Annotated in this window: 24 protein-coding genes; 10 read left to right on the forward strand and 14 right to left on the reverse strand. The window is 70.7% G+C overall.

All coding sequences use genetic code 11. The features are described from left to right. Nucleotides 1-292 precede the first annotated feature (292 nt). Both ACFVWD_RS44560 and ACFVWD_RS44565 read right to left on the reverse strand, forming a co-directional pair. Nucleotides 293-1,159: a DUF3558 domain-containing protein gene (locus ACFVWD_RS44560; RefSeq protein ID WP_389603804.1), complete on the reverse strand. Its 867-nt coding sequence runs from the start codon at nucleotides 1,157-1,159 to the stop codon at nucleotides 293-295. 147 nt (nucleotides 1,160-1,306) lie between these two features. Continuing rightward, nucleotides 1,307-2,167 carry a DUF3558 domain-containing protein gene (locus tag ACFVWD_RS44565; protein WP_389603806.1) on the reverse strand — a complete coding sequence of 287 codons (861 nt, stop codon included), beginning with the start codon at nucleotides 2,165-2,167 and terminating at the stop codon, nucleotides 1,307-1,309. A 223-nt stretch (nucleotides 2,168-2,390) separates the two neighbouring features. Here ACFVWD_RS44565 and ACFVWD_RS44570 point away from each other — a divergent pair, with 223 nt between their 5' ends. Then, nucleotides 2,391-3,584 (forward strand): RtcB family protein, encoded by a 1,194-nt coding sequence (locus ACFVWD_RS44570; RefSeq protein WP_389603860.1) that lies wholly within the window; start codon nucleotides 2,391-2,393, stop codon nucleotides 3,582-3,584. A 45-nt stretch (nucleotides 3,585-3,629) separates the two neighbouring features. Here ACFVWD_RS44570 and ACFVWD_RS44575 read toward each other — a convergent pair whose 3' ends face one another. From ACFVWD_RS44575 to ACFVWD_RS44595, 5 genes are all read right to left on the reverse strand, one after another. Then, nucleotides 3,630-4,463: a hypothetical protein gene (locus tag ACFVWD_RS44575; RefSeq protein WP_389603807.1), complete on the reverse strand. Its 834-nt coding sequence runs from the start codon at nucleotides 4,461-4,463 to the stop codon at nucleotides 3,630-3,632. Between the two features lie 144 nt (nucleotides 4,464-4,607). Beyond that, nucleotides 4,608-5,858: a GNAT family N-acetyltransferase gene (locus tag ACFVWD_RS44580; RefSeq protein WP_389603808.1), complete on the reverse strand. Its 1,251-nt coding sequence runs from the start codon at nucleotides 5,856-5,858 to the stop codon at nucleotides 4,608-4,610. Between the two features lie 52 nt (nucleotides 5,859-5,910). Further along, the gene (locus ACFVWD_RS44585; protein WP_389603810.1) at nucleotides 5,911-6,081 is read right to left on the reverse strand and encodes a hypothetical protein; all 171 of its coding nucleotides are present in this window, start codon (nucleotides 6,079-6,081) and stop codon (nucleotides 5,911-5,913) included. Between the two features lie 11 nt (nucleotides 6,082-6,092). Continuing rightward, nucleotides 6,093-6,869 carry an SDR family NAD(P)-dependent oxidoreductase gene (locus ACFVWD_RS44590; RefSeq protein ID WP_389603812.1) on the reverse strand — a complete coding sequence of 259 codons (777 nt, stop codon included), beginning with the start codon at nucleotides 6,867-6,869 and terminating at the stop codon, nucleotides 6,093-6,095. 92 nt (nucleotides 6,870-6,961) lie between these two features. Beyond that, nucleotides 6,962-7,300, reverse strand: coding sequence for a YnfA family protein (locus ACFVWD_RS44595; RefSeq protein WP_054228002.1), 339 nt, complete (start codon nucleotides 7,298-7,300; stop codon nucleotides 6,962-6,964). 146 nt (nucleotides 7,301-7,446) lie between these two features. Here ACFVWD_RS44595 and ACFVWD_RS44600 point away from each other — a divergent pair, with 146 nt between their 5' ends. After that, on the forward strand, nucleotides 7,447-7,953 hold the full coding sequence (locus ACFVWD_RS44600) for a hypothetical protein (protein WP_389603862.1): 507 nt from the start codon (nucleotides 7,447-7,449) through the stop codon (nucleotides 7,951-7,953). 69 nt (nucleotides 7,954-8,022) lie between these two features. Continuing rightward, the gene (locus ACFVWD_RS44605) at nucleotides 8,023-8,466 is read left to right on the forward strand and encodes a MarR family winged helix-turn-helix transcriptional regulator (RefSeq protein WP_389603814.1); all 444 of its coding nucleotides are present in this window, start codon (nucleotides 8,023-8,025) and stop codon (nucleotides 8,464-8,466) included. Between the two features lie 26 nt (nucleotides 8,467-8,492). Here ACFVWD_RS44605 and ACFVWD_RS44610 read toward each other — a convergent pair whose 3' ends face one another. Further along, complete coding sequence (locus ACFVWD_RS44610; protein ID WP_389603816.1) at nucleotides 8,493-8,960, reverse strand: winged helix-turn-helix transcriptional regulator; 468 nt, start codon at nucleotides 8,958-8,960, stop codon at nucleotides 8,493-8,495. 144 nt (nucleotides 8,961-9,104) lie between these two features. Here ACFVWD_RS44610 and ACFVWD_RS44615 point away from each other — a divergent pair, with 144 nt between their 5' ends. Next, a complete protein-coding gene (locus ACFVWD_RS44615; RefSeq protein WP_389603818.1) occupies nucleotides 9,105-9,998 on the forward strand; it encodes an NADP-dependent oxidoreductase in 894 nt (297 codons plus the stop codon). Nucleotides 9,999-10,071: 73 nt separating this feature from the next. On the opposite strand, the gene ACFVWD_RS44620 is transcribed toward ACFVWD_RS44615, so the two are convergent. Then, complete coding sequence (locus tag ACFVWD_RS44620; protein ID WP_389603820.1) at nucleotides 10,072-11,016, reverse strand: alpha/beta hydrolase; 945 nt, start codon at nucleotides 11,014-11,016, stop codon at nucleotides 10,072-10,074. A 62-nt stretch (nucleotides 11,017-11,078) separates the two neighbouring features. Here ACFVWD_RS44620 and ACFVWD_RS44625 point away from each other — a divergent pair, with 62 nt between their 5' ends. Further along, nucleotides 11,079-11,975 (forward strand): LysR family transcriptional regulator, encoded by an 897-nt coding sequence (locus ACFVWD_RS44625; protein WP_389603822.1) that lies wholly within the window; start codon nucleotides 11,079-11,081, stop codon nucleotides 11,973-11,975. Nucleotides 11,976-12,104: 129 nt separating this feature from the next. Here ACFVWD_RS44625 and ACFVWD_RS44630 read toward each other — a convergent pair whose 3' ends face one another. Beyond that, a complete protein-coding gene (locus ACFVWD_RS44630) occupies nucleotides 12,105-12,923 on the reverse strand; it encodes a DUF6597 domain-containing transcriptional factor (RefSeq protein ID WP_389603823.1) in 819 nt (272 codons plus the stop codon). A gap of 138 nt (nucleotides 12,924-13,061) precedes the next feature. Between ACFVWD_RS44630 and ACFVWD_RS44635 the strand changes: the two genes are divergently transcribed. From ACFVWD_RS44635 to ACFVWD_RS44650, 4 genes are all read left to right on the forward strand, one after another. Further along, nucleotides 13,062-14,147, forward strand: a complete 1,086-nt coding sequence (locus ACFVWD_RS44635; protein ID WP_389603825.1) for an LLM class flavin-dependent oxidoreductase — start codon at nucleotides 13,062-13,064, stop codon at nucleotides 14,145-14,147. Next, nucleotides 14,144-14,863, forward strand: a complete 720-nt coding sequence (locus ACFVWD_RS44640; protein ID WP_389603827.1) for an FMN reductase — start codon at nucleotides 14,144-14,146, stop codon at nucleotides 14,861-14,863. Before ACFVWD_RS44635 ends, ACFVWD_RS44640 begins: the two co-directional genes overlap by 4 nt. 246 nt (nucleotides 14,864-15,109) lie before the next feature. Continuing rightward, nucleotides 15,110-15,850: a response regulator transcription factor gene (locus ACFVWD_RS44645; protein ID WP_389603829.1), complete on the forward strand. Its 741-nt coding sequence runs from the start codon at nucleotides 15,110-15,112 to the stop codon at nucleotides 15,848-15,850. Then, nucleotides 15,851-17,320, forward strand: coding sequence for an ATP-binding protein (locus tag ACFVWD_RS44650; RefSeq protein WP_389603831.1), 1,470 nt, complete (start codon nucleotides 15,851-15,853; stop codon nucleotides 17,318-17,320). Between the two features lie 79 nt (nucleotides 17,321-17,399). Here the strand turns inward: ACFVWD_RS44650 and ACFVWD_RS44655 are convergent, their stop codons facing one another. Continuing rightward, nucleotides 17,400-19,367, reverse strand: a complete 1,968-nt coding sequence (locus tag ACFVWD_RS44655; RefSeq protein WP_389603833.1) for an amino acid transporter — start codon at nucleotides 19,365-19,367, stop codon at nucleotides 17,400-17,402. A 481-nt stretch (nucleotides 19,368-19,848) separates the two neighbouring features. Between ACFVWD_RS44655 and ACFVWD_RS44660 the strand changes: the two genes are divergently transcribed. Beyond that, nucleotides 19,849-21,384 carry a hypothetical protein gene (locus tag ACFVWD_RS44660; protein ID WP_389603834.1) on the forward strand — a complete coding sequence of 512 codons (1,536 nt, stop codon included), beginning with the start codon at nucleotides 19,849-19,851 and terminating at the stop codon, nucleotides 21,382-21,384. Between the two features lie 96 nt (nucleotides 21,385-21,480). Here the strand turns inward: ACFVWD_RS44660 and ACFVWD_RS44665 are convergent, their stop codons facing one another. The 3 genes from ACFVWD_RS44665 to ACFVWD_RS44675 form a co-directional block, all read right to left on the reverse strand. After that, nucleotides 21,481-23,466, reverse strand: coding sequence for an APC family permease (locus tag ACFVWD_RS44665; RefSeq protein WP_389603864.1), 1,986 nt, complete (start codon nucleotides 23,464-23,466; stop codon nucleotides 21,481-21,483). A 93-nt stretch (nucleotides 23,467-23,559) separates the two neighbouring features. After that, nucleotides 23,560-24,342, reverse strand: a complete 783-nt coding sequence (locus tag ACFVWD_RS44670) for a response regulator (protein WP_389603836.1) — start codon at nucleotides 24,340-24,342, stop codon at nucleotides 23,560-23,562. After that, a complete protein-coding gene (locus ACFVWD_RS44675; RefSeq protein WP_389603837.1) occupies nucleotides 24,339-25,226 on the reverse strand; it encodes a sensor histidine kinase in 888 nt (295 codons plus the stop codon). Before ACFVWD_RS44675 ends, ACFVWD_RS44670 begins: the two co-directional genes overlap by 4 nt. Between the last annotated feature and the right edge of the window lie 113 nt (nucleotides 25,227-25,339).

The raw sequence follows: 25,339 nt of genomic DNA on the forward strand, positions 1-25,339 counted from the left end.
TCGCGCACGGCCGCGTACGAACCGGCGAAGCCGATACCCGCGATGACGAGCGCACCGGCGACGACCACACCGATGAGAATCCGGTGCATTCGTGTGAGCTGGATTGGCGCGGCCACCTGTACTCCCCTCTCCTTGCGTGTTGTTGCGCGCAACAGGGTGGCACATGTGTACGGCGCACGGGCGGCCGGTATGGCAGGAGCCCGGCCCGTGAGGCGACCGGGCTCCGTCAAATGCCCTGCTGGGCAGGCGAGTTGCGCGCCGAAGCCCGTTGAATCTCAGTACTTCTCGAATCTCAGTTCTTCTTGGTGGCCGACGCCGACGGGGAAGCCGATTTCGACGGGTTCGCCGACTTGGAGGGGGAGGCCGACTGCGACGGGGCGGTGGTCGCCCGGCTGCCGTCCTGGTTCGCGGAGGCCACCGCGGCCACCACCTCCTTGGCGGCCTTCTCCGCGGCCTTCGTCAGGTCGTCCGCGCTGGGGGCCTTGTCGCCGGCGAGACCGGCGCCGTTGTAGTCGAGCGTGATGACGACGTTCTCGACGCGCGTCACGACCGTCTGCTGCTTGAAGGAGCCTTCCTTCTTCTTCAGGCCGTAGCGCACCGCCGTCGACGCGTCGCCGATCCCGGAGACCGGCTCCGACCGGGCGCCCGTCGCGCCGGTCACCGTCTGCGCGTCCTTGACCTGCTTGTCGTAGTAGGTCTGCGCGAGCTGGTTGCCCTGGCCGCGGGTCGCGTCCGAGTCGAAACGCAGCAGGGAGACGTTCAGCCAGCGGAACTGGGAACCCTTGACGCCCTTGTTGTCGAGGCTGTTCCAGGAGCAGCTGCTGCGGTCCTTCGCGTCGTCCGACTTGCCCGACTTGGCGGACTTCACGCCCTTCGGGACGAGTTCGCCCAGTGTGTTCTTCGAGAACACCGAGCAAGAGGCCGGCAGTGTCGCGTACGCGGCCGGCTTGACGGCGTCCGCGGAGGTGCTCGGGGACGCGGACGAGGTCGCGGCGGTGCCCTTCTGGGCGGCGTTGTCGGCGCTCGAACCCGATCCCGAGCCGGAACCGGAGTCCGAGGAACAACCGGCGGCGGCGAGCACCGCCGGGACGGCGGCTGCGCTGACAAGGATGCGGGTGAGTCGCGGGGCTCGGCCTACTCGCTGTGCTGGTCGGTGCATGGTTCCTTCACTCGTGGCGCTCGTGGTGCGACCGCACATGGCAGGTGCGACCGGTCGGGTCCGAGGGGCCACGGTACGCGGTGAGGCAGCGATGCGTTTCCTGTTCGAGGGGTTCGCGTGGGGTGCCCCCGCGCCCCGGTGGACCCGTCAGCCGTTGAACCGGTCGACGAGCTTCTGTGCCAGATTCCGGGCCTTGTCCTGCATTTCTTTGCTGTCCGGGGTGCCGGTGGAAGCGGTCGGCTGCTCGGCGTACTCGATCCTCACGATCACGTTGGACGTGCGGAACACCACAGTCACGGTGCGCTGCTGAGCTGTCGAAGACGCGGAGTTGAGCTTGTCGTCGAGGAACGCCTCGTCGCCCAGGCTGCTGAGCTTGCGGGGCTGGAGGTCGGCGGGGGTCCCGCTCGCGCCGGCGGAGGTCGAGGCGGAGGCGGAGGAGGTGGCCGAGGAGGCGGGCGTGGAGGGGGTCGCCGAGGAGGCGGGCGTGGAGGGGGTCCCCGAGGGGGTGGCGGTGGCGGAACCGGTGTCGGACGGCGTGGCCGAGGCGGAGGCGGAGGGCTCGGGGAGGTTCGCCGCGGTCTCCTCGGTCGCGTAGATGTCCTGGGCGCGGGAGTCGTCGCTCACCGCGTTGTCGTAGGAGACCACGCGCTCGAAGTCGACGTTGAGATGGTCGGTGGCGTCCGTGGAGTCCACCTTCCAGCCGCAGCCGACGCGGCGGTCGGTGTCGTAGGTGAGGGTGGCCTGGCCCTCGTACGCCTTGTCGCGCTGGTCCTGGTCGGTGATCTGCTTGATGCCGGGCAGCAGGGAGTCGAGGCTGTCGTGACTCACCGCGGCGCAGGCCTCCGGGAGCGTGCGGTACTTGCCCGGCTGGGCGGCCGGGGTGTTCGCGCTGACGTCGCCCGGCTTGGGGTCGGCCGCCGTGCCGTTGTTCGCCGAACCTCCGGTGCAGCCGGCCAGCAGGGCCGCGAGGAGCGCGGCGATGCCGGGGACGTACGCCTTCCGCTGCACGGTCGGGCTCCTCTCGACGGCTCCCGGGGCCTGTGGCCGGGATGCTCTGTGGTGCTGTCCTGTGATTGTTCCTGGTTATTCGGTTGCCGCGCGGGGGCGGCCCCTGGAGACAATGTGTATCGCACGCACAGCCGTGGACGCCGGTCCGTTGTCCTATACGTCGACCTTGGCGCGGGTTTTGCGTTCTATGACTTTTGTCGCTTGTCGGGGGAATGAGGATGTTATGTCGTACGTAGAGATACCGGGCGCCAAGGTGCCCATCCGCATGTGGACGGACCCGGCGTCGGTCGAGGACGTGGCCCTGCGCCAGCTCCAGAACGTGGCCACGCTCCCGTGGATCAAGGGGCTCGCCGTCATGCCGGACGTCCACTACGGCAAGGGCGCGACGGTCGGCTCGGTCATCGCCATGCGCGACGCGGTGTGTCCGGCGGCGGTGGGGGTCGACATCGGCTGCGGGATGTCCGCGGTCAGGACGTCGCTCACGGCCAATGATCTGCCGGGGGATCTTTCGCGGCTTCGGTCGAAGATCGAGCAGGCGATTCCGGTGGGACGGGGGATGCACGACTCCCCGGTCGAGCCGGGGGGCTTCCATGGGCTGGCGACGAGTGGGTGGGACGACTTCTGGGGGCGGTTCGATGGCATCGCTGAGGCGGTGAAGTTCCGTGAGGAGCGTGCGACCAAGCAGATGGGCACGCTCGGATCGGGAAATCATATGATCGAATTGTGTACCGATTCGGACGGGTCTGTGTGGCTCATGCTTCACTCCGGGTCGCGCAACATCGGCAAGGAACTGGCCGAGTACCACATCGGCGTCGCCCAGAAGCTCCCGCACAACCAGGGACTGGTCGACCGTGACCTCGCGGTCTTCGTGGCGGACACTCCGCAGATGGCGGCGTACCAGAACGACCTTTACTGGGCGCAGGAGTACGCGAAGTACAACCGAACGCTCATGATGGCGCTCCTCAAGGACGTGGTCCGCAAGGAGTTCAGGAAGGCGAGAGTGACCTTCGAGCCGGAGGTCAGTTGCCATCACAACTACGTGAGCCGCGAGCGCTACGAGGGCATGGACCTGCTTGTCACGCGCAAGGGGGCCATCAGTGCCCGAGCCGGTGAGTTCGGCATCATTCCGGGCTCGATGGGGACCAGTTCGTACATCGTGAAGGGACTCGGCAACGAGAAGGCTTTCAACTCGGCGTCGCACGGCGCGGGTCGGCGCATGAGCCGCAACGCGGCCAAGCGTCGCTTCACGACAAAGGATCTGGAAGAGCAGACGCGGGGTGTGGAGTGCCGTAAGGATTCGGGCATCGTGGACGAGATCCCTGGGGCGTACAAGAACATCGAGCAGGTGATGGAGCAGCAGCGCGATCTCGTCGAGGTCGTGGCCAAGCTGAAGCAGTTCATCTGTGTGAAGGGCTGACGCGCGAAGCCCCCGGGCCGGGAACCGGGGGCCTCGCTCAGCTGGTCATTTGTCGGTCGGCAGGGGGACCTTACCGGTCCGCAGGCGCGAGCGGCGGACACAGCAGCTCTTTTGGGTTCGGCCGAGTTCCTTGGCTGCCGCGGCATCGTCGTTCAGTTGCAGCAGCACGCGGTCCTCCCACGCCATCCAGCGGCGACGGTCGGGTGCGACCCGCATGTTCGCCGGCCGGACCCACGCGGCCAGTGATTCGGCGGCAGTCTTCTTACGTTGCAGGGGCAGGCAGTCTTTGTAGTAGAGGTCAGCTACCAGCTCCTGGGCGTTCTCCTTCGTGTAGAGGATGTTGTAGATACCGTCTCGGGCGTTGCGCTTCAAGGTGCGCTCGGCTCCTGTGATCTTTCCTGCGTAGAAGCACAGGTAGGTGCCGATTGCGGTGCTCGCCGTGGTCAGGGCGATGAAGGGCCAGCCCTGCTTGGTGTGTCCGACAGAACCGTCCGCATCGATGACCCCGCGCAGGTAGTCGCGCCGCGAGAACTTCCCGCGCGGCGGGGTGATCGTCTTGGACTTGCGGCCGTAAGGCAGGCCGAGGTCGTTGAGCAGGGTCCTGGCTTCGAGCGAACACAGGGTCCAGGTCGCCGAGTGGTGGGTCTCGGCGAAGTTCGTGGATCGAGTGCGTTCGGTGATGCTGGTGTTGTACGGCGTCAGCCTCTGGAACTCGCGCAGGAGCTCGACGTCTCGGGCGTTGATCTCGACGGTAAGACGGCCTTTCTGGCCCGCCCCCTTCGCCAGATGTCCGTCCGCCTGTAGGAAGCCGAACATGTACGCGTACTCGGGGACCGTGAGGTCCATGAACTGGTGGGCGCTAGGCTCGCGTTCAGCCACAGGGAAGTCCGCCTTCCTTCTTGGTCAGGCCCTCGGGCGGGATGGCAGTCCCGGCCGGGGGCCGTCGTGTTTGATGTTGTGGCGCGAGCCTAGGTCGGGAGTTCTGGTGTCGTATGGGTGATCTATGCGGTTCACCCTTGTGAGTTAGCGGAGGCGCTTCTCCAGGAGGGTCACCGCGTACGGGCTGCCCAGGCCGCCGTCCTTGGCGATCTGTTCGCCTACGACGGTGTAGCCCGCCGCTTGGTAGTACTCCCGCAGGCGGGGGTTGGTGGAGAGGCAGTCCAGGCGGCAGAGGGTGCGGCCGGAGGCGGCGATGCGGCGTTCCGCTTCCGCGAGCAGCTGGCGGCCGGTGCCGGGCGGGGCCACGCGGCGGTCGGTCATCAGGCGGTGGATGTAGGCGGCGGTGGGGGGTTGGGGACCCCAGGCGGCCGGGTCGTCCCACCAGAGTTCCCAGGCGCCCGCCACCTGGTCGTCCAGGAGGGACAGCCAGACTTCGCCCTCCGTCAGGCGGGTGCGGAAGTGGGGTTCGGCGAGTTGGCCGGGCTTCCACTGGTCGATGCCGTGGGTGATCTGCCAGCGGGCCGCCTCGTCGCGGAGGCGGACCAGGGTGGGGATGTCGGCCTCGGTCGCCTGGCGGTAGGTGAGGGCAGAGGCCGGTTCGAGGAGGGTCGCGCGGAGGGCCGCGGTGAAGGCGGCGTCCAGGCCCAGGGTCTCCGTGACGTAGGACTGGATCGAGCCATACCGGGAGTTCATCGTCGACAGGAACCGGGTCATGATCTCGGCGGGTGCCGTGCCGTAGGCCGGCCACATCAGTTCGCGGTCGGGGTTGTTGGCGCGCCAGTCCGCGACCAGCAGGGGCGTGGCACGTTCCGTGAGGGTGAAGTCGTCGGTGATCGTCTGCTCGGGGACGTCCAGGAGGGACAGGACCAGCGCCGCCACCAGGCCCGTGCGGTCCTTGCCCGAGGCGCAGTGGAAGACGAGGGGGGTGTCCGATTCGGCCGCTGCCCCGATCAGTTGCAGTGTCTCGCGGATTTCCTTCGTGCCGTCCTCGGCGACCTCCGCGTAGCGGGCCGCCAGGTAGGGGCCGGGGGCGACGGACGGGGGCAGTGCCGCCTGGTCGTACGGGCGGTGCTCGATGCTCTGGTTGTGGTACGTGAGGGAGGGGTGCTCCGGGACGCGGCCCTTCGCCTCGATCTCCCAGGGGTAGCGGAGGTCCACGACCGTGCGGATGCCGAGGGAGAGGAAGAGGTCCCAGTCCTGCGTCCCGGGGGTCAGTTTGCCGAGCGAGTCCGCGCGGTACAGGCGGGACCGGCGGACCGTACGGCCGTCCGCGGTGGTGTATCCGCCCAGGTCGCGGAAGTTGTGCAGGCGGGCGAAGGGTATGTGTCTGTTCACATCGTGTCCGTTCACATCGCGGCAGCGTACGGCGGACGTACGGCTGCCGCGATCACTTCGCGTGGGTCACCGCGTAGATCATGACGAAGGCCACGATGTGGATGCCGAAGAGGAAGTACGCGAGGTACCACCAGACGTAGCGCTGGTTCTTCTTCTCCGCGGCGAGGTGGCGGCGCTCCGCGGAGGGCTCTGCCAGCGCTTCGCCCGGTGTCTCGTTCGGCATCCCGTCCGGCATCACAGTTCCCGGTGGACCTTGGTGTTCGACGCCTGGGCGCGGGGGCGTACGACGAGGAGGTCGATGTTGACGTGGCTGGGTCGGGTGACGGCCCAGGTGATGGTGTCGGCGACGTCGTCGGCGGTCAGTGGCTCGGCCACGCCCGCGTAGACCTTGGCCGCCTTGTCCGTGTCGCCGCCGAAGCGGGTCAGCGCGAACTCGTCCGTCTTGACCATGCCGGGCGCGACCTCGATGACCCGGACCGGCGTTCCGACGATCTCCAGGCGGAGGGTCTCGGCGAGGACGTGTTCGGCGTGCTTGGCGGCGACATAGCCCCCGCCGCCCTCGTACGTGCCGTGCCCCGCCGTCGACGACAGCACGACGACCGTGCCGTCGCCGCTCGCGGTGAGTGCCGGGAGCAGGGCCTGGGTGACGTTCAGAGTGCCGATGACGTTCGTCTCGTACATCTGGCGCCACTCGGCCGGGTCGCCGGTCGCGACCGGGTCGGCGCCCAGCGCGCCGCCCGCGTTGTTGACCAGGACGCCGATCGTCTTGAAGGCGCCGGCGAACTCGTCGACCGCCGCGCGGTCCGTGACGTCCAGCGCGTACGCGGTCGCCTGGTGGCCCCTCGCGTTGATCTCCTCGGCCAGTGCCTCGATGCGGTCCTTGCGGCGGGCGGTCAGCACGACGCGGTAACCGGCCGCGGCGAGCTGCCGGGCCGTCGCCGCGCCGATGCCGCTGCTCGCGCCGGTGACGACGGCGATGCGGGAGGAGGCGGAGGGCACGGCGGACGTCATGGGCTGCTCCTAGTACGTGACTATCTGGCGTACGTGGTGTGGTCGGTCCTCGTCAGGATAGGCAGGCGGGTGGCGCCCGCGGGGCCGTGGGCTCAGTTGCCGCCGCGCGGCGCGTACATGATCACGGCCATGCCGGCGAGGCAGATGAGGGCGCCGGTCACGTCCCAGCGGTCGGGGCGGTAGCCGTCCGCGACCATGCCCCAGACGAGGGAGCCGGCCACGAACACTCCGCCGTACGCGGCGAGGATGCGGCCGAACTCGGCGTCCGGCTGGAGCGTCGCCACGAAGCCGTAGACGCCGAGAGCCATGACGCCGGCGCCGATCCAGAGCCAGCCGCGGTGCTCGCGCACGCCCTGCCAGACCAGCCAGGCGCCGCCGATCTCGAAGAGCGCGGCGACCACGAAGAGGGCGGCGGAGCGGACGATCAGCATGCCGTCACTTTCGCACGGGCCGCATCCGCCGCTTCCGTCACCTGATGGACGGCGCCTGTCGACGGTCAGGGGTGGCATACATCGGGTGATCACGTGAGCGTGCGTGCGTGCGGGCCCCGAGCGAAGGAAGCGACGCCATGCGGATGATGGAGATGCGGCTGCGGATGCGACGGGGGGCGGGGATCGGTGTGTGGGTGCGCGGCGTGGGTGTGGTGGGTGCGGGGGCGGCCCTGACGCTGGGCGGGGCGTCGTCCGTCGGGGCCCTCGCTCCCGAGGCCGATCTCGCCTATCACGGCTCGGTGTCCATGGCGGCGGGGCTCGTCGACGTGCGGCTGACCCCGCGGAACCAGGGCCCGAGTGCCGTCGAGGACGCGACGGTCCGGCTGCGCTGGTCGGCCCCGCTCGCGGATGTGCAGCGGCTGCCCGGCGCATGCGCGCGTTCGGGCGAACGGGTGGTGGTGTGCCGCACGGGGCCGCTGGCGGCGGACGGGCTGGGGGACCAGATCGGGCTGAAGGTACGGCTGCGGGGGGAGCCGTCGGAGGTGACGCTGGAGATCGACACGGTGTGGGGCGGTGGTGCGGTCGACCGCGATCACGGCAACGACCAGGAGCGGGTGCTGGCGCTGGACACCGGGGACTCGTACGTGTTCTAGGACCTGTTTGTCCGACGCGGGTGAAGCGGCGGAGCAGGAAGCGGAGCAGGAAGAACTAAGGGGCGTGCCATGTCCGGGAACGCGCGTGCGCGGCTGCTCGACGAGTTGTCCACCGTCTCGCGCCGCTACATGGCCTCGTACGCGCTCTTCAACCAGGCCCTCGCCGACCGTCTGAAGCTGCACCCCACGGACATGCAGTGCGTGAACCTGCTCGGCCTGGAGGGCGGGCCGGTGACGATCGGCCGGATCGCGGAGCTGACCGGTCTGACCACCGGTTCGGCGACGCGGCTGGTGGACCGGCTGGAGAAGGCGGGTTATGTCGTACGGCAGCGGGACGCCGTCGACCGGCGACGGGTGCTGGTGGCGACCGTGCCGGAGAAGGTCGCCGAGTTCGGGCGGGTGTGGGACCGGCTGGGCGGCGGCTGGTACGCGCTCTTCGACGAGCTGGCGGACGACGAACTCGCCCTGATCATCGGGCACATGCGCCGCACGGTGAATCTGAGCGCGGAGTAGATCGCCCGCCTGCGGGACGGGGACTTTCAGGAGGCCGACGAGGACCGTCCGGAGCCTTCGGAGCCTTCGGAGCCTTCGGACGAGGCGTTGCCGTCGTCGTCGTAACGCTCCCGCGCCTCGTTGACCTCCTCGATGTGCAGTTCCGCCCAGTCCTTCACGGCGGAGAGCAGTCCGGCGAGGCTGGTGCCGAGGGGGGTCAGTTCGTAGTCGACGCGGACGGGCACGGACGGGGTCACCGTGCGGACCAGGATGCCGTCGCGCTCCAGTGAACGCAGCGTCTGCGTCAGCATCTTGGGGCTGATCCCCGCGAGCTTGCGGCCCAGGTCGCTGTAGCGCATCGACGCCTCGTCCGCCTGGGCGAGCGCGCTGACGACCAGGCTGACCCACTTGTCGCTGATGCGGTCGAGGAGCTGGTTGGTGGGGCAGCTGCGGATGAACGCGTTGTACTCGATCCGCGCCTGCGCGCGCCGCTGCGCCGCGGTCGTGGTCGCCATGACTCACCTCCGGGTGATGTACGCACCTTCAGGTGCCTACTTACCAAAAGAGAGTAACTCTTCCTAGGGTTGTTGCAACGGGAGAGAAACCCGGGTGAATCAGGCGAATCAATGCTTCAAGCGCGGGAAACAGGGAGAGCTGACATGCGGGCAGTGGTCGTGACGGAGTTCGGTGGGCCGGAAGCGGTGGAGATCGCGGAGGTCGAGGTGCCGGATCCGGGGGCCCGGCAGGTACGGATCAAGGTCGCGGCCGCCGCGCTCAATCCGGTCGACGCCGGGGTGCGCGCGGGCGGCTTCGGGGGCGCGGGGCGGCGGCTCGGACTGGGCTGGGACGTCGCCGGGACGGTGGACGCGGCGGGCGCGGACGCGGGGTGGAGGGTCGGCGACGAGGTGGTGGCGCTGTCGTACGGGTCGATCAAGTCCCTTGGCACGCACGCCGACTACGTGGTCGTGGACGCGGACGCGGTGGCCGGGGCGCCGAGCTCGGTGGACCCCGTCCACGCGGCCTCCCTGCCCCTCAACGCCCTGACCGCGGCCCAGGCCCTGGACCTGCTGGCCCTGGAGCCCGGGCAGAGCCTGGCGGTGACGGGTGCGGCGGGGGCGGTCGGCGGATACGCCGTCCAACTCGCCGCCCACCGGGGTCTCGTGGTGACGGGGGTGGCCCGCGAGGGCGACGAGGAGCTCGTACGGTCGCTGGGGGCGGCCCACTTCGCGCCGGGCGGCGTGGACGGGGTGGACGGCGTGGACGGGGTGCTGGACGCGGCGATTCTCGGCGCGGCGGCGTTGGAGTGGGTGCGGGACGGAGGGGCGTTCGTGGGCGTCATCCCGGGGGCGCATCCGGCGTCCGTACGGGGGGTGCGGACGGACGCGGTGGAGGTGAGCGCCGACGGGGCGCGTCTCGCGGAGCTGGTGGCGCTCGTCGACGAGGGGGTGCTCACGACCCGGGTCGCCGACACCTACGGGCTGGAGGAGGCGGGGAAGGCGCACGCGCGGCTGGCCGAGGGCGGGCTGCGGGGGCGGTTGGTCCTGATCCCCTGAGTCCGTGGGCTGCCCGGAGGGGCCATGGGGTGATCTCGAAGTCCTGGGCGCTTCTGCCCGTCATCCGTTCGGCTCAATGTTGTCGGTGGTGAGGTCGAGCCGCGGTCTGTGCCCGGGGCGGGATGGTGAGTGCCGCGTGCAGGAACTCGGTCACCCGCCTGAGCGCGGCCTCGCCTTCGTCGAGCATCGCGGCGAAAGCCTGGAACAGGTGCGGGACGCCCGGGGTGACCTCAAGTGTGACCGGGACGTCGTCCGCGGCCGCGCGCGCCGCGAGCCTGACCGCGTCGTCGAGCAGCAGCTCGTTCGACCCGGCCTGGATCAGCAGCGGCGGCAGGCCACGCAGGTTCGCGAACACCGGGCTGATCAGCGGATCCGCGGGGTCCGCGGCACCTGTGTAGTCCTTGGCCCGGACCGCGATGGCATCGGGGGTGAACGACGGGTCGACCGCGATCTTGGTCGTCATGCTCGCGCCGCTCAGCGTCAGGTCCGCGTACGGCGAGAAGAGCACGCCGGCGGCCGGCATCGGCAGGTTCTGCTCACGCGCACGCACCAGCAGGGTCCCGGCGAGGCCGGCGCCGGCTGACTCACCGACCACGGCGATCCGCGCCGGGTTGCCGCTTCCGGTCTCGCCGAGCAGGGCCCGGTAGGCGGCCAGGGCGTCGTCCGGCGCGGCCGGGAACGGGTGCTCGGGCGCGAGCCGGTAGTCGACCAGGATCACCCTCGTCCGGGTCCGGCGGGCGACGTTCGAGGCCAGACCTGCCGAGGTGCGCGCCGAACCGAACACGTAGAAGCCGCCGTGGAACCACAGCAGCGTGCCTTCCGGGGCGACGTCGTCGATGCCGATCTCCAGTACCGGGACCTCGCCCAGTCTGCCGGGGGTGAGCACCACGTCCTCGGGCAGCGGCCGGGAAGTGAGCATCCGGGTGAAGATCTCGCGCTGTTGCACATGGTCGCCGCCGATGTGGAGCGGGCCGTTGCGGAAGAGGGTGTCGAGCGCTTCGCGCTGCTCTTTACTCATGCCCTCAGCCTTCTGTAACCAGGGACTATGCGGCAATGCCATATGTTGCATACGGTGTATGTGTGCCACGTATAGATTCGGTGGACCTGAACCTGCTGGCGCCGCTGCACGCGCTGATCGAGGAGCGGCACGTCTCCCGCGCGGCGGACCGGCTGCACATGAGCCAGCCCTCGATGAGCCGGGCTCTCCAGCGCCTGCGTGCCACCCTCGGCGACGAACTGCTCGTGCGCGGGCCCGGCGGATACCGGCTCACTCCTCGTGCCGAGCGGATCCAGGCCGAACTGGAGCACGCACTGCCAAGACTCGAACACGTCTTCTCCGGCGAGGCGTTCGACCCTGCGACGGCGGCACGTTCGTTCCGCCTGGCCGGAACCGACTACACGGTCTCCGTGCTCAGTGGGGTGCTGCTCGCCCGAGTGTTCGAGCAGTCACCGGGCTCGACCGTGCTCTTCTCGCGCTGGCACCATGCCGTCTTCAGTGACGCCGAGCACGGCATCGTGGACCTGCTCGTCCACGGCGGTTCGGCTCCGCCGCCGCTGCGCTCGCAGGTGCTGTTCGAGGAGGACTACGCCTGCCTGGTCTCCAGCCACCACCCGCTCGCGCAACGCCCTGCCGTGTCGCTGCGGGACTATCTGGAGTGCGCGCACATCGTGGTGGACGTCGCTGACGGACGGCAGGGGCACGTCGACCGGTGTCTCGAACTGCTGGGCAGCCCGAGGCGAGCGAGCGTGACCGTGCCCTACCACGCGGCGGCAGCCGCCGCGGTGCCGGGAACCTCGCTGATGGCGACTCTGCCGAGGAGCTTCGCGATCCGGCACGCGTCGCCAGGGACCACCACCGTCATCCCGGCACCGAGCGAGATCGGCCCGATGAGCTGTGCGATGTCCTGGCATCCCCGCCTGGACGACGACGCCGCGCAACGCTGGCTCCGCGACACGATCACCACCACCACGCGGTGATGCGTGGGGGCTCCGCCTCCAGACCCCCGGATGGGTTTGTCGGCTGCGGGTGGGTGGGGGCTTGGCGCGCAGTTCCCCGCGCCCCTGGGGGCGGGGCTGCGCCCCGGCCCACCCGCGATCGGAGCCGGGTCAGTGGGTGGTGGTCGCGTAGGTGGTGGGGGGTACTCCCACCGTCGCTGTGAAGTCGCGGACGAGGTGGGCCTGGTCGGCGTAGCCGAGGTCGGCGGCGAGGGCGGCCCAGTCGACCGGGCCGGCGGCCTCCGCGCGGGACAGGGCCTCATGGATCCGGTAGCGCAGGATGATCCACTTCGGGCCGACGCCGACGTACGCGGCGAAGAGGCGTTGCAGGGCCCGTACGGTCATTCCCTCGGTGCGTGCGAAGTCGCCGACGTGCCGGATGGTGCGGTCGCCCCGGATGCGGTCCACCAGGGCCATGGCGAGGTCGGCCTGGGGATCCGGGCGCGGACCGAGACCCAGGAGGAACGTGTCGAGCGCGGCCACGCGTGCGTCCTCCTCGGCGGGGTCGAGGACGGAGGGGACCGTGGCGGCGTCCACCGAGGGAAACACCGTGTGGAGTGCGATTCGCTCGCCCGTGAGTGACGTCAGGGCCCGTCCCGGCGCGAAGGGACGGAAGCCCCCCGGGCGGAACTGGATCCCGCACACCCGTCCCCGGCCCTCCAGTTTCTGTGTGAACAGGTCGAGGCCGATGCCGGCCACCTCGCCGAAGCCGAGGGGGTCCTGACCCGCGAACCTCTGGAAGACGACGTTCACGGACGGGTGCGGGACCACGTGGGAGGCGTACGGCTCGGGCAGGTCCCAGTCGATCAGCCAGTAGTGCTCCAGGTAGGGGCGGAGCGGCTCGGCCGGTTCGCGGCGGCGGAAGTGGACGCGCGCGAAGAGCTCCGCGGCGTCGACGATGCCTCGGGTGTCACGGCGTGGGGCGGCCATGACGGGATCGTAGGACGGGGCACTGACAGTCGGGGTCGGGGGCGAGGGGCCGGGGGTGGATGGTGCGCGGAATAGCGAGGTGGGGTGGATCGTTTGAGGGTATAGTTGAATCGTAAACAACCTGGAGGGTGAGCGATCATGCAGTTCGGGATCTTCAGCGTCGGCGATGTCACACCGGACCCGACGAACGGCCGTACGCCGACCGAGGCCGAGAGGATCAAGGCCATGGTCGCGATCGCGCAGAAGGCGGAGGAGGTGGGCCTGGACGTGTTCGCGACGGGTGAGCACCACAACCCGCCGTTCGTACCGTCGTCGCCGACCACGATGCTCGGCTACGTCGCGGCGCGGACCGAGCGGCTGATCCTGTCGACGTCCACCACGCTGATCACCACCAACGACCCCGTGAAGATCGCGGAGGACTTCGCGATGCTTCAGCACCTGGCCGACGGGCGGGTGGATCTGATGATGGGGCGGGGAAACACCGGGCCGGTGTACCCCTGGTTCGGGCAGGACATCCGGCAGGGCATCAACCTGGCGGTGGAGAACTACGCGCTGCTGCGCCGGCTGTGGCGCGAGGACGTGGTGACGTGGGAGGGCAAGTTCCGCACGCCGCTGCAGTCGTTCACCTCGACGCCGCGTCCGCTGGACGGGGTGCCGCCGTTCGTGTGGCACGGCTCGATCCGGTCGCCGGAGATAGCCGAGCAGGCCGCGTACTACGGCGACGGCTTCTTCCACAACAACATCTTCTGGCCGGCCGACCACACCAAGCAGATGGTCGAGCTGTACCGGGAGCGGTACGCGCACTACGGGCACGGCACGCCCGAGCAGGCGATCGTCGGTCTCGGCGGGCAGGTGTTCATGCGGAAGAACTCCCAGGACGCCGTGCGCGAGTTCCGGCCGTACTTCGACAACGCGCCGGTCTACGGGCACGGGCCCTCCCTGGAGGAGTTCACCGACCAGACCCCGCTGACCGTCGGCTCCCCGCAGGAGGTCATCGAGAAGACCCTGGCCTTCCGCGACTACGCCGGTGACTACCAGCGCCAGCTGTTCCTGGTGGACCACGCCGGGCTGCCGCTGAAGACGGTGCTCGAGCAGCTCGACCTGCTCGGCGAGGAGGTCGTGCCGGTGCTGCGCGAGGAGTTCGCCAAGGGGCGCCCGGCGGATGTGCCGGACGCGCCGACCCACCAGTCCCTGCTCAAGGCTCAGGAGGTGAGCGTCGCATGAAGCTCGTCGTCGTCTCGGCGGGGCTGAGCGTCCCCTCGTCGACCCGGCTGCTGGCCGACCGGCTGGCCGCCGCCACCGCCCGGCACACGTCCGTCGACGTCCAGGTCGTCGAACTGCGCGACCTGGCGGTGGAGATCGCGCACAACTTCACCAGCGGCTTTCCCGGGCGGGCCCTGTCCGCGGCCCTGGAGGCGGTGACGGAGGCGGACGGGCTGATCGTGGTCACACCGGTGTTCTCCGCCTCCTACAGCGGCCTGTTCAAGTCGTTCTTCGACGTACTGGACCAGGACGCGCTCACCGGCAAGCCGGTCCTGATCGCCGCGACCGGCGGCTCCGCCCGCCACTCCCTCGTCCTCGAACACGCCCTGCGCCCCCTCTTCGCCTACCTGCGCGCCGTGGTCGTACCGACCGCGGTCTACGCGGCCTCGGAGGACTGGGGTGCGGAAGGCCTCGCCGAGCGGATCGACCGCGCGGCGGGAGAACTGGGGAGGCTCATGGAAGGCCTGGGCTCTGGGGCCGGCGCCGGGTCTGGGGCTGTGCGCAGGGCCGATGTGGCGGACACGGCGGATGCGGCGGAAATGGCGGGCGCGTCGGCGGCCGTGGACACCGACACCGCCGCCGCCATCGCGCCGCGCGCTCTCGACGGGGCCATCGCCTCGGCCCACAGGTTCACCGTCATCCCCTTCGAGCAGCAGCTCGCCGCGCTGCGGCCGTAGGGGGAGAAGGCCGTGCAGGCCGGAAGAGGGGGTGGGCCGCCACCGTCGTGCGCTTCCGGCCCACCCCCACCGCACGGGCCGGACCCCTACCGGGGGATTCGCGGGTCGGCCCGTCCTGACATACGGGACAGACTGGCCGCGCGAGGTAAGGGGCACGCGGGAGGAGGGGTGAGAGGCCGGTAAGAAGCCCACCCTCACCACCGCCCACCAGGTGGTACCCGGCCAGGGGCTTGGCAGACTGGTGGGGTGCCCCAGAATGTGCTGCTCGCCGAGGACGACCGTGCCATCCGCCATGCCCTGGAAAGGGCACTGACACTGGAGGGCTACGCGGTGACGGCCGTCGCCGACGGCGTAGAGGCGCTGGCCCAGGCCCACCGCACACCACCGGACGTCCTCGTCCTGGACGTGATGATGCCCGGTATCGACGGGTTGCAGGTGTGCCGGGTGCTGCGCGCGGAGGGGGACCGTACGCCGATCCTGATGCTCACCGCACTGGTCGAGACGGCCGACCGCATCGCGGGCCTGGACGCCGGGGCCGACGACTACGTGGTCAAGCCGTTCGACGTGGAGGAGGTCTTCGCCCGGCTGCGGGCCCTGCTCCGCCGGACCAGTCAGGTGAACGGCACCCCCGCCGACGTACCGGCGTCGTCGCCGTCCGTGTACGCGTCCGCGTCGAAGGAGGCGTCGGGGCAGATCTCCGCGGCCGGGCTGCGCATGGACATCCAGGCGCGCCGTGCCTGGCGCGGGCAGCGCGAGCTGGAGCTCACCCGCACCGAGTTCGAACTGCTCGAACTGCTCGTCCGCAACGCGGGCATCGTCCTCGACCACGCCACGATCTACGACCGCATCTGGGGCTACGACTTCGGTCCCGGTTCCAAGAACCTCGCCGTGTACGTGGGGTATCTGCGGCGCAAGCTCGACGAGCCGGGGGCGCCGGCGCTGATCCACACCGTCCGGGGCGTGGGGTATGTGCTGAGGGAGGACTGAGTGCTCCCCCGATGGCTCACGGGGCTGCGTCCCCGGCGGGTGTCCTCCCTGCGGGCCACCTTCACCCTGTCCTTCGCCGCCGTGGCCGCCGTGGTCACCGTCCTCGTCGGGTTCCTGAGTTACGACGCCGCCGCCCGGCTGGTGCGGGTGGACCAGCAGACCGTTTTCGCCGGGGTCGTGCAGGACCTGCGGGTCCAGGTGCGCGAGACGGCGTTGGACCCGGGTGATTTCTCGTCGTCCGACCCCGATCACGACGGGCCCCTGGACGACATCATCCGGCCCGCCCGTACGGATGTGCAGGTGCTCGGGCGCGGTGGGGTGATAGCCGACCGCGGGAACCCCGCGCTGCCCGTGACCGCCGCAGACCGGCGGACAGCCGCGTCCGCGGCCGCGGGCAAGTGGGTGGAGCACGGGGAGGTCGACGTCGCCGGCGACCGTTACCGGGTGGCGACCGTCGCGCTCGGCGGCGGGCGGGGCGCGGTGCAGGTGGCCCAGCAGTTCAGCGACACGGAGGATCTGCTGCGGGAGCTGCAGCAGCGGACCGTGCTGCTGGTGGGGGCGGTGGTGATCGCGTCGGGGCTGTTCGGCTGGTGGCTGGCCCGGCGCATCACCCGGCGGCTGGTGCGGCTGGCCGGGGCCGCGGAGGACGTGGCGCGCACCGGGCGGCTCGGCATCCAGGTGCCGGTGGCCGGATACGACGAGGTGGCCCGCCTCGGCCGCTCCTTCGACCGGATGCTCGGCCGGCTCGCCCAGTCCGAGGAGGACCAGCGCCGGCTGGTCCAGGACGCGGGCCATGAACTCCGTACGCCGCTGACCTCGCTGCGTACGAACATCTCCATGCTGCGCCGCATCGACGAGCTGCCGCCCGACGCCCGCGAGGAGTTGGTCGCCGACCTGGCGCAGGAGTCACGTGAGCTGACCGACCTCGTCAACGAGCTGGTGGCGCTCGCGGCCGGGCGGTCCGACACCGAGCCCGTGCAGCGGATCGACCTGGCCGATCTCGCCGAGGACGTGGCGATCGCCTCGCGGCGCCGCACCGGGCGGGACATCCTCGTCCGGGTGGGCGGTGACACGACGGTCGACGGCCGTCCCACGGCGCTCCAGCGGGCGATATCCAACCTGGTGGAGAACGCGGCCAAGTTCGACCGCGGGGGCAAGGCGCCGATCGAGATCGCGGTCACCGGTCCGGTGCGCCCCGGCGTCGGGGCGGGCGGCGGTCTTCCGGGCAGCGTCCGGATCGAGGTCCTCGACCGGGGTCCGGGCGTGGTCGAGGGCGATCTCGTCCGGGTCTTCGACCGTTTCTACCGCGCCGCCGACGCCCGCAGCCTGCCCGGCTCCGGGCTCGGTCTGTCCATCGTCCGCGAGGTGGCCACCGGCCACGGCGGAGCGCCGTTCGCCTTCCGGCGGGAGGGGGGAGGCGCGGTCATCGGGTTCACGGTGAGCGCGGACTACCCGACGGAAGAGGACTGACTGGCTGGCTGGCTGGCTGGCCGACGGACGGACGGACGGACTGACTGCCGGACGGGCGAGCGGGGTTACGTCACCGTGGCTAACCGACGTGCACGCGCGGTCGGCGGGAGCGGTCGGCTTCGGCCTCGCGCAGGACCTCTCGGGTGACGGGGGCGACCTCGCCCTGGCCGAAGAGGAAGAAGCGCAGGAAGTTGGTGAAGGGGTTGCCCTCGGTCCACTCGAAGTAGATGTGCGGAGTGCAGCCGGTGCGGTCGCGGACGTACAGGAGCAGGGCGGCCAGGGCGTTGGGGACGGAGGAGGACTCCAGGGTCAGGACGCGGTAGCGGCCGTGGAGCACCTCGCCGCGTACGGTCAGGCCCGACTCGAACTCCGAGGGGTCCAGGACGGTGACCTCGACGAAGACGAAGTCCTCCTGGGCCGGGAGGTCGTTGTCGGCGCGGATCTGCTCGATCTTCTCGCGGTACTCGGCCTTGTCGCGGTTGTCGGGTTCGTTGGCGATGAACCGGATCCGGCGGCTGGCTATGTCCCGTACGAACCGATCCGCCATGTCGTCCAGGCTCACGCTGGTCACCCGCAGTTCGAAGGCGCGGGCCAGCCGGGAGAGCAACGAGACGAGGATGATGCCGGCGATGAAGCAGGCGCCGATCTTGACGCCGTCGGGGCGTTCGATGACGTTCACGACGGTCGTGTAGAGGAAGACCGCGGAGATGACGGCGAAGGCGATGGTCCAGTTGCGCTGGCCGGCCTTGCGCGCGGCGATGGTCACGGCGATCGCGGCGGAGCTGATGAGGACGAGGACACCGGTGGCGTAGGCGCCGCCCTGCGCGTCGACGTCCGCGTTGAAGATCCAGGTGACGAGGAACGCGACCAGGGTGAAGACGATCACCATGGGGCGGACGGCGCGTGCCCAGTGCGGGGCCATGCCGTAGCGGGGGAGGTAGCGGGGCATGAGGTTGAGCAGTCCGGCCATGGCGGAGGCGCCGGCGAACCACAGGATGGCGATGGTCGACACGTCGTAGACCGTGCCGAAGGCGCCGCCGAGGTACTCGTGCGCGAGATAGGCGAGGGCGCGGCCGTTGGCCTGGCCGCCGGACTTGAACTCCTGCTCCGGGATGAGGAGCGTGGTGATGAAGCTGGTGAAGATGAGGAAGACGCTCATGATCACGGCGGCGGTGGTCAGCAGCTTCTTGGTGTCCCGGATGCGGCCGGCCGGCTTCTCGTCGGTGTCGGTGGCGTCGCCCTGGACGTGCGGCATGACGGCCACGCCGGTCTCGAAGCCGGAGAGGCCGAGGGCCAGTTTGGGGAAGACCAGGAGGGCGACCCCGACCATCGCAAGAACGTTTCCGTGTTCGGTGGTCAGGGCGCTGGTCCAGTCGGTGATCACATGCTCGGCCGTCGCCACGTGCCACAGGCCCACGACCACGACCACGACGTTGAGCGCGAGATAGATCCCGACCAGGACGACGGCGACGCCGATCGCCTCCAGGAAGCCCTTGAGGAACACCGCGCCGAGCAGCGCCACCAGGATGAGCGTGATCAGCATCTGCTGGTCGTGCAGGGTGCTGGTGAGATGGGGGTTCTCGACCAGGTGGGTGGAGGCGTCGGCCGCCGACAGGGTGATGGTGATCAGGAAGTCGGTGGCCGCGAAGCCCAGCAGGGTCAGCACGAACAGCTTGCCCTGCCAGAACGACAGCAGTCGCTCCAGCATCGAGATCGAGCCCTCGCCGCGCGGGCTCTCCTCGGCCACCCGCCGGTAGACGGGCAGTGCGCCCGCCAGGGTGACGATGACGAGCACGATGGTCGCGATGGGCGAGAGGAGTCCGGCGGCCAGGGCCGCGATGCCGGGCTGGTAGCCCAGGGTCGAGAAGTAGTCGACGCCGGTCAGGCACATCACCCGCCACCAGCGCTGCCCCTGGTGCACGGGCTCGGGCTGGGCGTGCGGGCCCTGCGGGGTCTTGCCCATGTCGGACAGTCCCTCGAGCATCCACGCACGCAGCCGGCTCGTACCCGTCGTACCTCCGGTACGAGAGTGGTCGGTGGTGGCCATCGGGGTGCTCCTGACGTGCTGCCCGGCGTGGTGCCCATTGTGGTCCGATTGTGGGCAATGGGGGAGAAAACGGCAGGGCGGGTGGACATTACGGCGAACGGGGTACGGCGGTGCGGTCACAGGGGTGGCAACCCCCGGTCCGGCACCCCGGTTCGGCACTCCGGTCCGGCGCTTCGGTCCGGCACTTGGTCCGCCCCCGCCGACGAGAATGCCGTGCTTTTCGCACATGTGGTCGGCCGACGGCGTCAAGGCCGCGTCAAAGTCGTCCGGGGCGACATCAGGGGCCCATCAAGGTCCGGTGTGCGTGACGTGAAGCGGGCGCAGACTGGGCGCGGCACGGGGGACACGGACGAGCGTCCGTGGCGTGCCGATGGAGGGGCTCGTGGCTGTCACGGCCGGTACCACGCACAGTCCTGCGGCGCGAGCCGGGACCACGCACAGTCCTACGGCGCGAGCCGGGACCGTCGGAGCGCCACCGCGCGTGGCGACCGCCCCCTCCGGGGGTGGGCACCAGCCTCGGCCCAGGCGCGGGGGGCCGCGATCGAGACGCCCCCGACGTGCCAGGCGGCCCCGAAGTCCCAGGCTCCCTCTCCGCCTCGCACACCGAAGAGCCGCCACCGCCCTGCACCGCCGCTTCTGGGCGACCCTGCCCGCGCGACTGCGGCTGCTACGGACCGTCACCCTCCTGCTGACCGTCGCCCTCGCCCTGCTGCTCGCGCTGGCCGGCCTCGCCGCCACCGGCACCTGGGACACCGTCGCGGGCCGCGACGCACCCCGCACCACCAGCGCCGCGGACCTGAACCTCGCCCTCAACGACATGGACGCGCAGGCCGCCAACCTCCTGCTGGCCGGCGGCGACGGGGGCAAGGGGCGGCTGGAGACGCCGTACGAGAAGGCGGTCGGCTTCTACGGTGACGCGCGCCGCGCGATCGGCCACGACCTGCGCGCGCTCGCCGTCGCCGCCCAGGGCGACGCCGCCGACGAGCACACCGTCGAGTCGCTCACCGACGACTTCGCCGAGTACCAGGAGCTGATCGGCCGCGCGCTGGAGAACGACGACCGCGCCGGCGGCAGACCGGCCGCGCTCGTCGACTACCGCGAGGCCACCGATCTCCTCCAGGCCCAGCTCCTGCCGAGCGCGAGGAAGCTGGTGGACTCCAACAACAGCGCCTTCAACCGGCAGTACGACCAGGCCCGTTCGGTGCTCTCGGCCCAGCTCGTCGCCGTCCTCGCGCTCGGCGCGCTGCTGCTCGCCGCCCTCGGCGTCCTCCAGTGGTACCTGGCCCGCCGCTTCCACCGGATCCTCAACCCCGGTGTGCTGGCCGCCACCGTCTGCGCGCTGCTCGCCCTGCTGCTCGGCAGCCAGGCGCTCTCCGCCTCCGCCGACCGGCTGTACGGCGCCCGCCGCGATGCCTTCGACTCCGTCGTCGCCCTCTCCCGCGCCCGCGCGATCGCCTACGACGCGAACGCCGACGAGAGCCGCTACCTGCTGGACCCTGAGCGCCGCTCGCAGTACGAGCAGGCGTTCCTCGCCAAGTCGCAGCAGCTGTACGGGATGAAGGGCGCGACCCTCGACTCGTACGACTCCGGGCTCGCCACGACCTGGAAGGAGTACCGCGCCGACCACCACACTCTGGACTTCGGCGGCGAGTTCGCGCGCGAGCTCGCCAATCTCACCTTCCCCGGCGAACGGGCCGCGGCGGAGCGGACGGTGGACGCGTACGCCGTCTACCAGCGCGACGACCGGAGGATCCGGGCCCTGGTGGCGCAGGGCAAGGAGCGCGAGGCCGTCGCGTTCTGCATGGGCTGGGAGCCGGGCACGTCCAACGCCCACTTCGGGGCCTGGATGACGGCGCTGGACCAGGTGACGGACATCAACCGGCGGCACTTCACGGCGGCGGTCCGCGCGGGCCGCTTCGAGGCCACCGGACTGCTCCCGTGGACGTGCGGTCTGCTGCTCGGCGCGGGTGCGCTGATCCTGCTGGGGCTGCGACCGAGGCTCGCCGAGTTCCGCTGAACCGGGGTCCGCTGAACAGGGGTTCGCTGAACGGAGTCCGCTGAACGGGGGTGCGGTGAGCGGGAGTGCGCCGAACCGGGTTCCGCCGTGGGCGCGTCACCGGTGCCGGGTGCCCGCCCGGGGCCCCGGCCCCTGCGGTTCCCCCCGCCGGAAGGACCCCGGCGCCCTGGCCGCGGGGCGGTCGGCACGGGCCGAGGACGTCAGCTGCCACGGCACGCTCGTGACCATCACCCCCGGGGTGAACAGGAGCCGGCTCTTCAGCCACAGCGCCGACTGGTTGTGCAGAAGGTTCTCCCACCAGTGCCCGACGACGTACTCGGGGATGAAGACGGCGACGATGTCCCGCGGGCTCTCGCGGCGGATCGAGCGGACGTACTCCACGACCGGCCGGGTCACCTCGCGGTACGGCGAATCGATGATCTTCAGCGGGACCTCGATGCCGTACTCCTCCCAGCGCCTGAGCAGCGCCGCCGCCTCTTCACGGTCGACGGAGACCGTCAGGGCCTCCAGCCGGTCGGGGCGGAAGGCGCGCGCGTAGGCGAGGGCGCGGAGGGTCGGCTTGTGCAGGGTGGAGACCAGCACGATCCCCAACACCCTTGACGGACGGGTGAGTTCGACTTTCGGGTCGGTCACCGCCAGCTCCGCGGAGGTGGCGTCGTAGTGGCGCCGGATGCCGCGCATCATCACCCACAGCACGATCGCCGCGAGTACGGCGAGCCACGCGCCCTCCGTGAACTTGGTGGCCAGCACGATCACCAGGACCAGGCCGGTGACGACCGAGCCGAGTGCGTTGATCCCGCGGGCAGTGTGGTGGCGGCGCCGCGGCGCCGGGTCGCGTTCCGCGCGCAGCTCTCTGTTCCAGTGCCGGACCATGCCCAGCTGGGAGAGGGTGAAGGCGGTGAACACGCCCAGGATGTAGAGGTGGATGAGGCTGGTGACGTTCGCCTTGAAGCCCCACAGCAGCAGAGCCGCGACGATCGCGAGCGCCAGGATGCCGTTGGAGAAGGCGAGCCGATCGCCCCGGTTGTGCAACTGGTGCGGGAGGTAACGGTGTTGGGCCAGGATGGACGCGAGCAGGGGGAAGCCGTTGAAGGCCGTGTTCGCCGCCAGGATCAGGACCAGCGCGGTCGCCGCCTGGATGACGTAGAAGCCGACGCTGTGCTCGCCGCCGAAGACCGCCGCCGCGATCTGCGCGATGACCGTGCGCTGGGTGTATGAGCCGCAGTCGCCGGTGAGTCCGGACAGCCGGCACGCGTCGTCCGTGATGTGCACCTTGGTGATCAGCGCCAGCGCGGTGACGCCCACGAACATGACGATCGCGAGGGCGCCCATCGCGCTCAGTGTCTCGGCCGCGTTTCTCGACTTGGGCTTGCGGAAGGCCGGTACGCCGTTGGAGATGGCCTCCACCCCGGTCAGCGCCGTACAGCCGGAGGAGAACGCGCGCAGCACCAGCATCAGCAGGGCGAGACCCGTCAGGTTCGCGTCCGAAGGATCCGGCGTGACCCCGTACCCGGCGCTCTCCGCGACCGGCGCGTCCCCGAGGGCGTAGCGGATCAGGCCCGTGACCACCATGACGAGCACACCGCCGATGAAGAGGTACGTCGGTGCGGCGAAGGCGCGTCCCGACTCCCGGACGCCCCGCAGGTTCATCGCCGTCAGGACCGCCACGAAGCCGATCGCCATCAGGACGCGGTGGTCGGCGAGGCGTGGGACGGCGGAGATGATGTTGTCGACGCCGGAGGCGACCGAGACGGCCACCGTCATGACGTAGTCGACGAGGAGCGAGGCGGCGACGACCAGTCCGGCGGTCGGGCCGAGGTTCGTCGACACCACCTCGTACGAGCCGCCGCCGCTCGGGTAGGCGTGCACCACCTGGCGGTACGACAGCACCACGACCGTCAACAGCGCCACGACCGCGGCCGCGATCCACGGAGTGAAGTGCAGGTAGGCAAGGCCGCCCAGGGTGAGGACCAGCAGGATCTCCTGGGTCGCGTACGCCACCGAGGACAGCGGGTCCGAGGCGAAGATCGGCAGGGCGAGCCGCTTGGGCAGCAGCGTCTCGTGCAGCTCTTCGCTGCGCATGGCCCGGCCGATCACCAGCCGCTTGAGAATCCCCGTGACGTTGAACACGGGCGGAGGGTAAGCCGGGGGAGGAGCCAGGAGGGGGCCCGACACTCACTCCGGCCTGCTCCTCCCTCGGAGGTCGTGCTCCTGCGGGCGCCCGCTCCCGCCGCCGGGGGCGACCAGGCCGGTCTCGTAGGCGAGGACGACGGCCTGGGCGCGGTCGCGGAGGGCGAGCTTGGCGAAGATCCGGGCGACGTGGGTCTTCACGGTGGCCTCGCTGAGGGTGAGGGCTTCGGCGAGTTCGTTGTTCGACAGGCCGCGGCCCATCAGGGCCAGCACCTCGAGTTCACGGGGGGTCAGCGGAGCGAGGTCGCGGTGGACCGCGAGCGTGCGGGCCGCGGCTGCCGGAGTCGCGGGGCGGTGCGCCGTGCCGGACTGCTCGGCATCGCGGGCGGTCGCGTAGCGCTCGACCAGACGGCGGGTGATCGAAGGGGCGAGCAGTGCGTCGCCGGTGTTCACCAGTCGCACGGCCGCGGCGAGGTGGGCGGCGGTGACGTCCTTGAGCAGGAATCCGCTCGCCCCGGCGGCGAGCGCCGCGTAGACGTAGTGGTCGAGGTCGAAGGTGGTGAGCATGAGCACCCGGCAGTGCGGGAGCAGCCGCAGGACGCGCTTGGCGGCTTCCAGGCCGTCCAGGTGGGGCATCCGGATGTCCATCAGAAGGACGTCCGGGCGCAGCCGTTCGGCTTCCGCGACGGCCTGTACGCCGTCTGCGGCCTCGCCGACGACGTCGATGCCGCGCGAGGTGAGGATGAGGCGGAAGCCGGTGCGGATGAGCTCCTCGTCGTCGGCGACGAGGACGCGCGGGGCGCGGCGGTCGGGGGCGGATTCGGTCACAGGCGCTCCAGGGGGATGCGGGCGCGGACGCGGTAGCCGCCGCCGATGCGGCGCCGGGCGTCGAAGCGGCCGCCGTAGACGGCGACGCGCTCGCGCAGACCGATCAGACCGCGCCCGGTACCGTCGTCCCGGCGTCTGCGGGCGCCCGGTCCGGCATCCGTGCTCGCGCGGTCGGCGGACAGCACGCTCGGTCCGCTGTTGAGCACCTCGACCCGCAGACTGCGGTCGGCATAGCGCACCGTCACCGCCGCGTTGCCGCCGTCGCCGTACTTGAGCGCGTTGGTCAGCGCCTCCTGGACGATCCGGTAGGCGGTGACGTCGATGCCGGGCGGCAGCGGGCGCGGTTCACCGGAGATCCGCACCTCGACCGGGAGGCCGGTGAAGGCGATCCGGTCGACGAGGGTGCTCAGTTGACTCAGGCTCGGCTGCGGTGCGAGTCCGCAGAGGTCCCCTTCGCCGTACGGCCCGGCCCGGTCATCGTCGTCGTCACCGTCGGGTGACGGCGCCAGCAGGCCCAGCAGGTGGCGCAGTTCCGTCATCGCGTCGCGTCCGGCCCCCTCGACGGCCCGCAGTGCGTTCTCCGCCTCGTCCGGCAGAGTCGCCAGCACCTCGCGCGCGGCGCTCGCCGATACGACCATCAGGCTGACCTTGTGGCTGACGATGTCGTGGAGTTCGCGGGCGATGCGGGCGCGCTCGGCCGCCACCGCCGTGCGGGCGGCGGCCTCCCGCTCGCGCTCCAGCAGCCAGCCCCGCTCCTCCAGGACCCTGCGATGGCGGCGGCGGGCCCGCGCCAGCAACACGACAGCGCCCCCGGCCACCGCCAGGCTCACCCCCGCGAGGGCGATGAGCAGCCGGCCCGTCCCCGATGTCCACACGCCGTCCATCGTGCCAGGCGGCCGGCGAGCGGGCGTCCACCGGCGGGTCCACCCCGTACATCGCCAGGATGACCACCGTCGGGGGTTACCTCCGGGGGCTGACGCCCGGGCGGCCCCCGCCG

The organism is Streptomyces sp. NPDC058086 (genome assembly GCF_042885015.1).
In the GTDB taxonomy this organism is placed as follows: Bacteria; Actinomycetota; Actinomycetes; order Streptomycetales; family Streptomycetaceae; genus Streptomyces.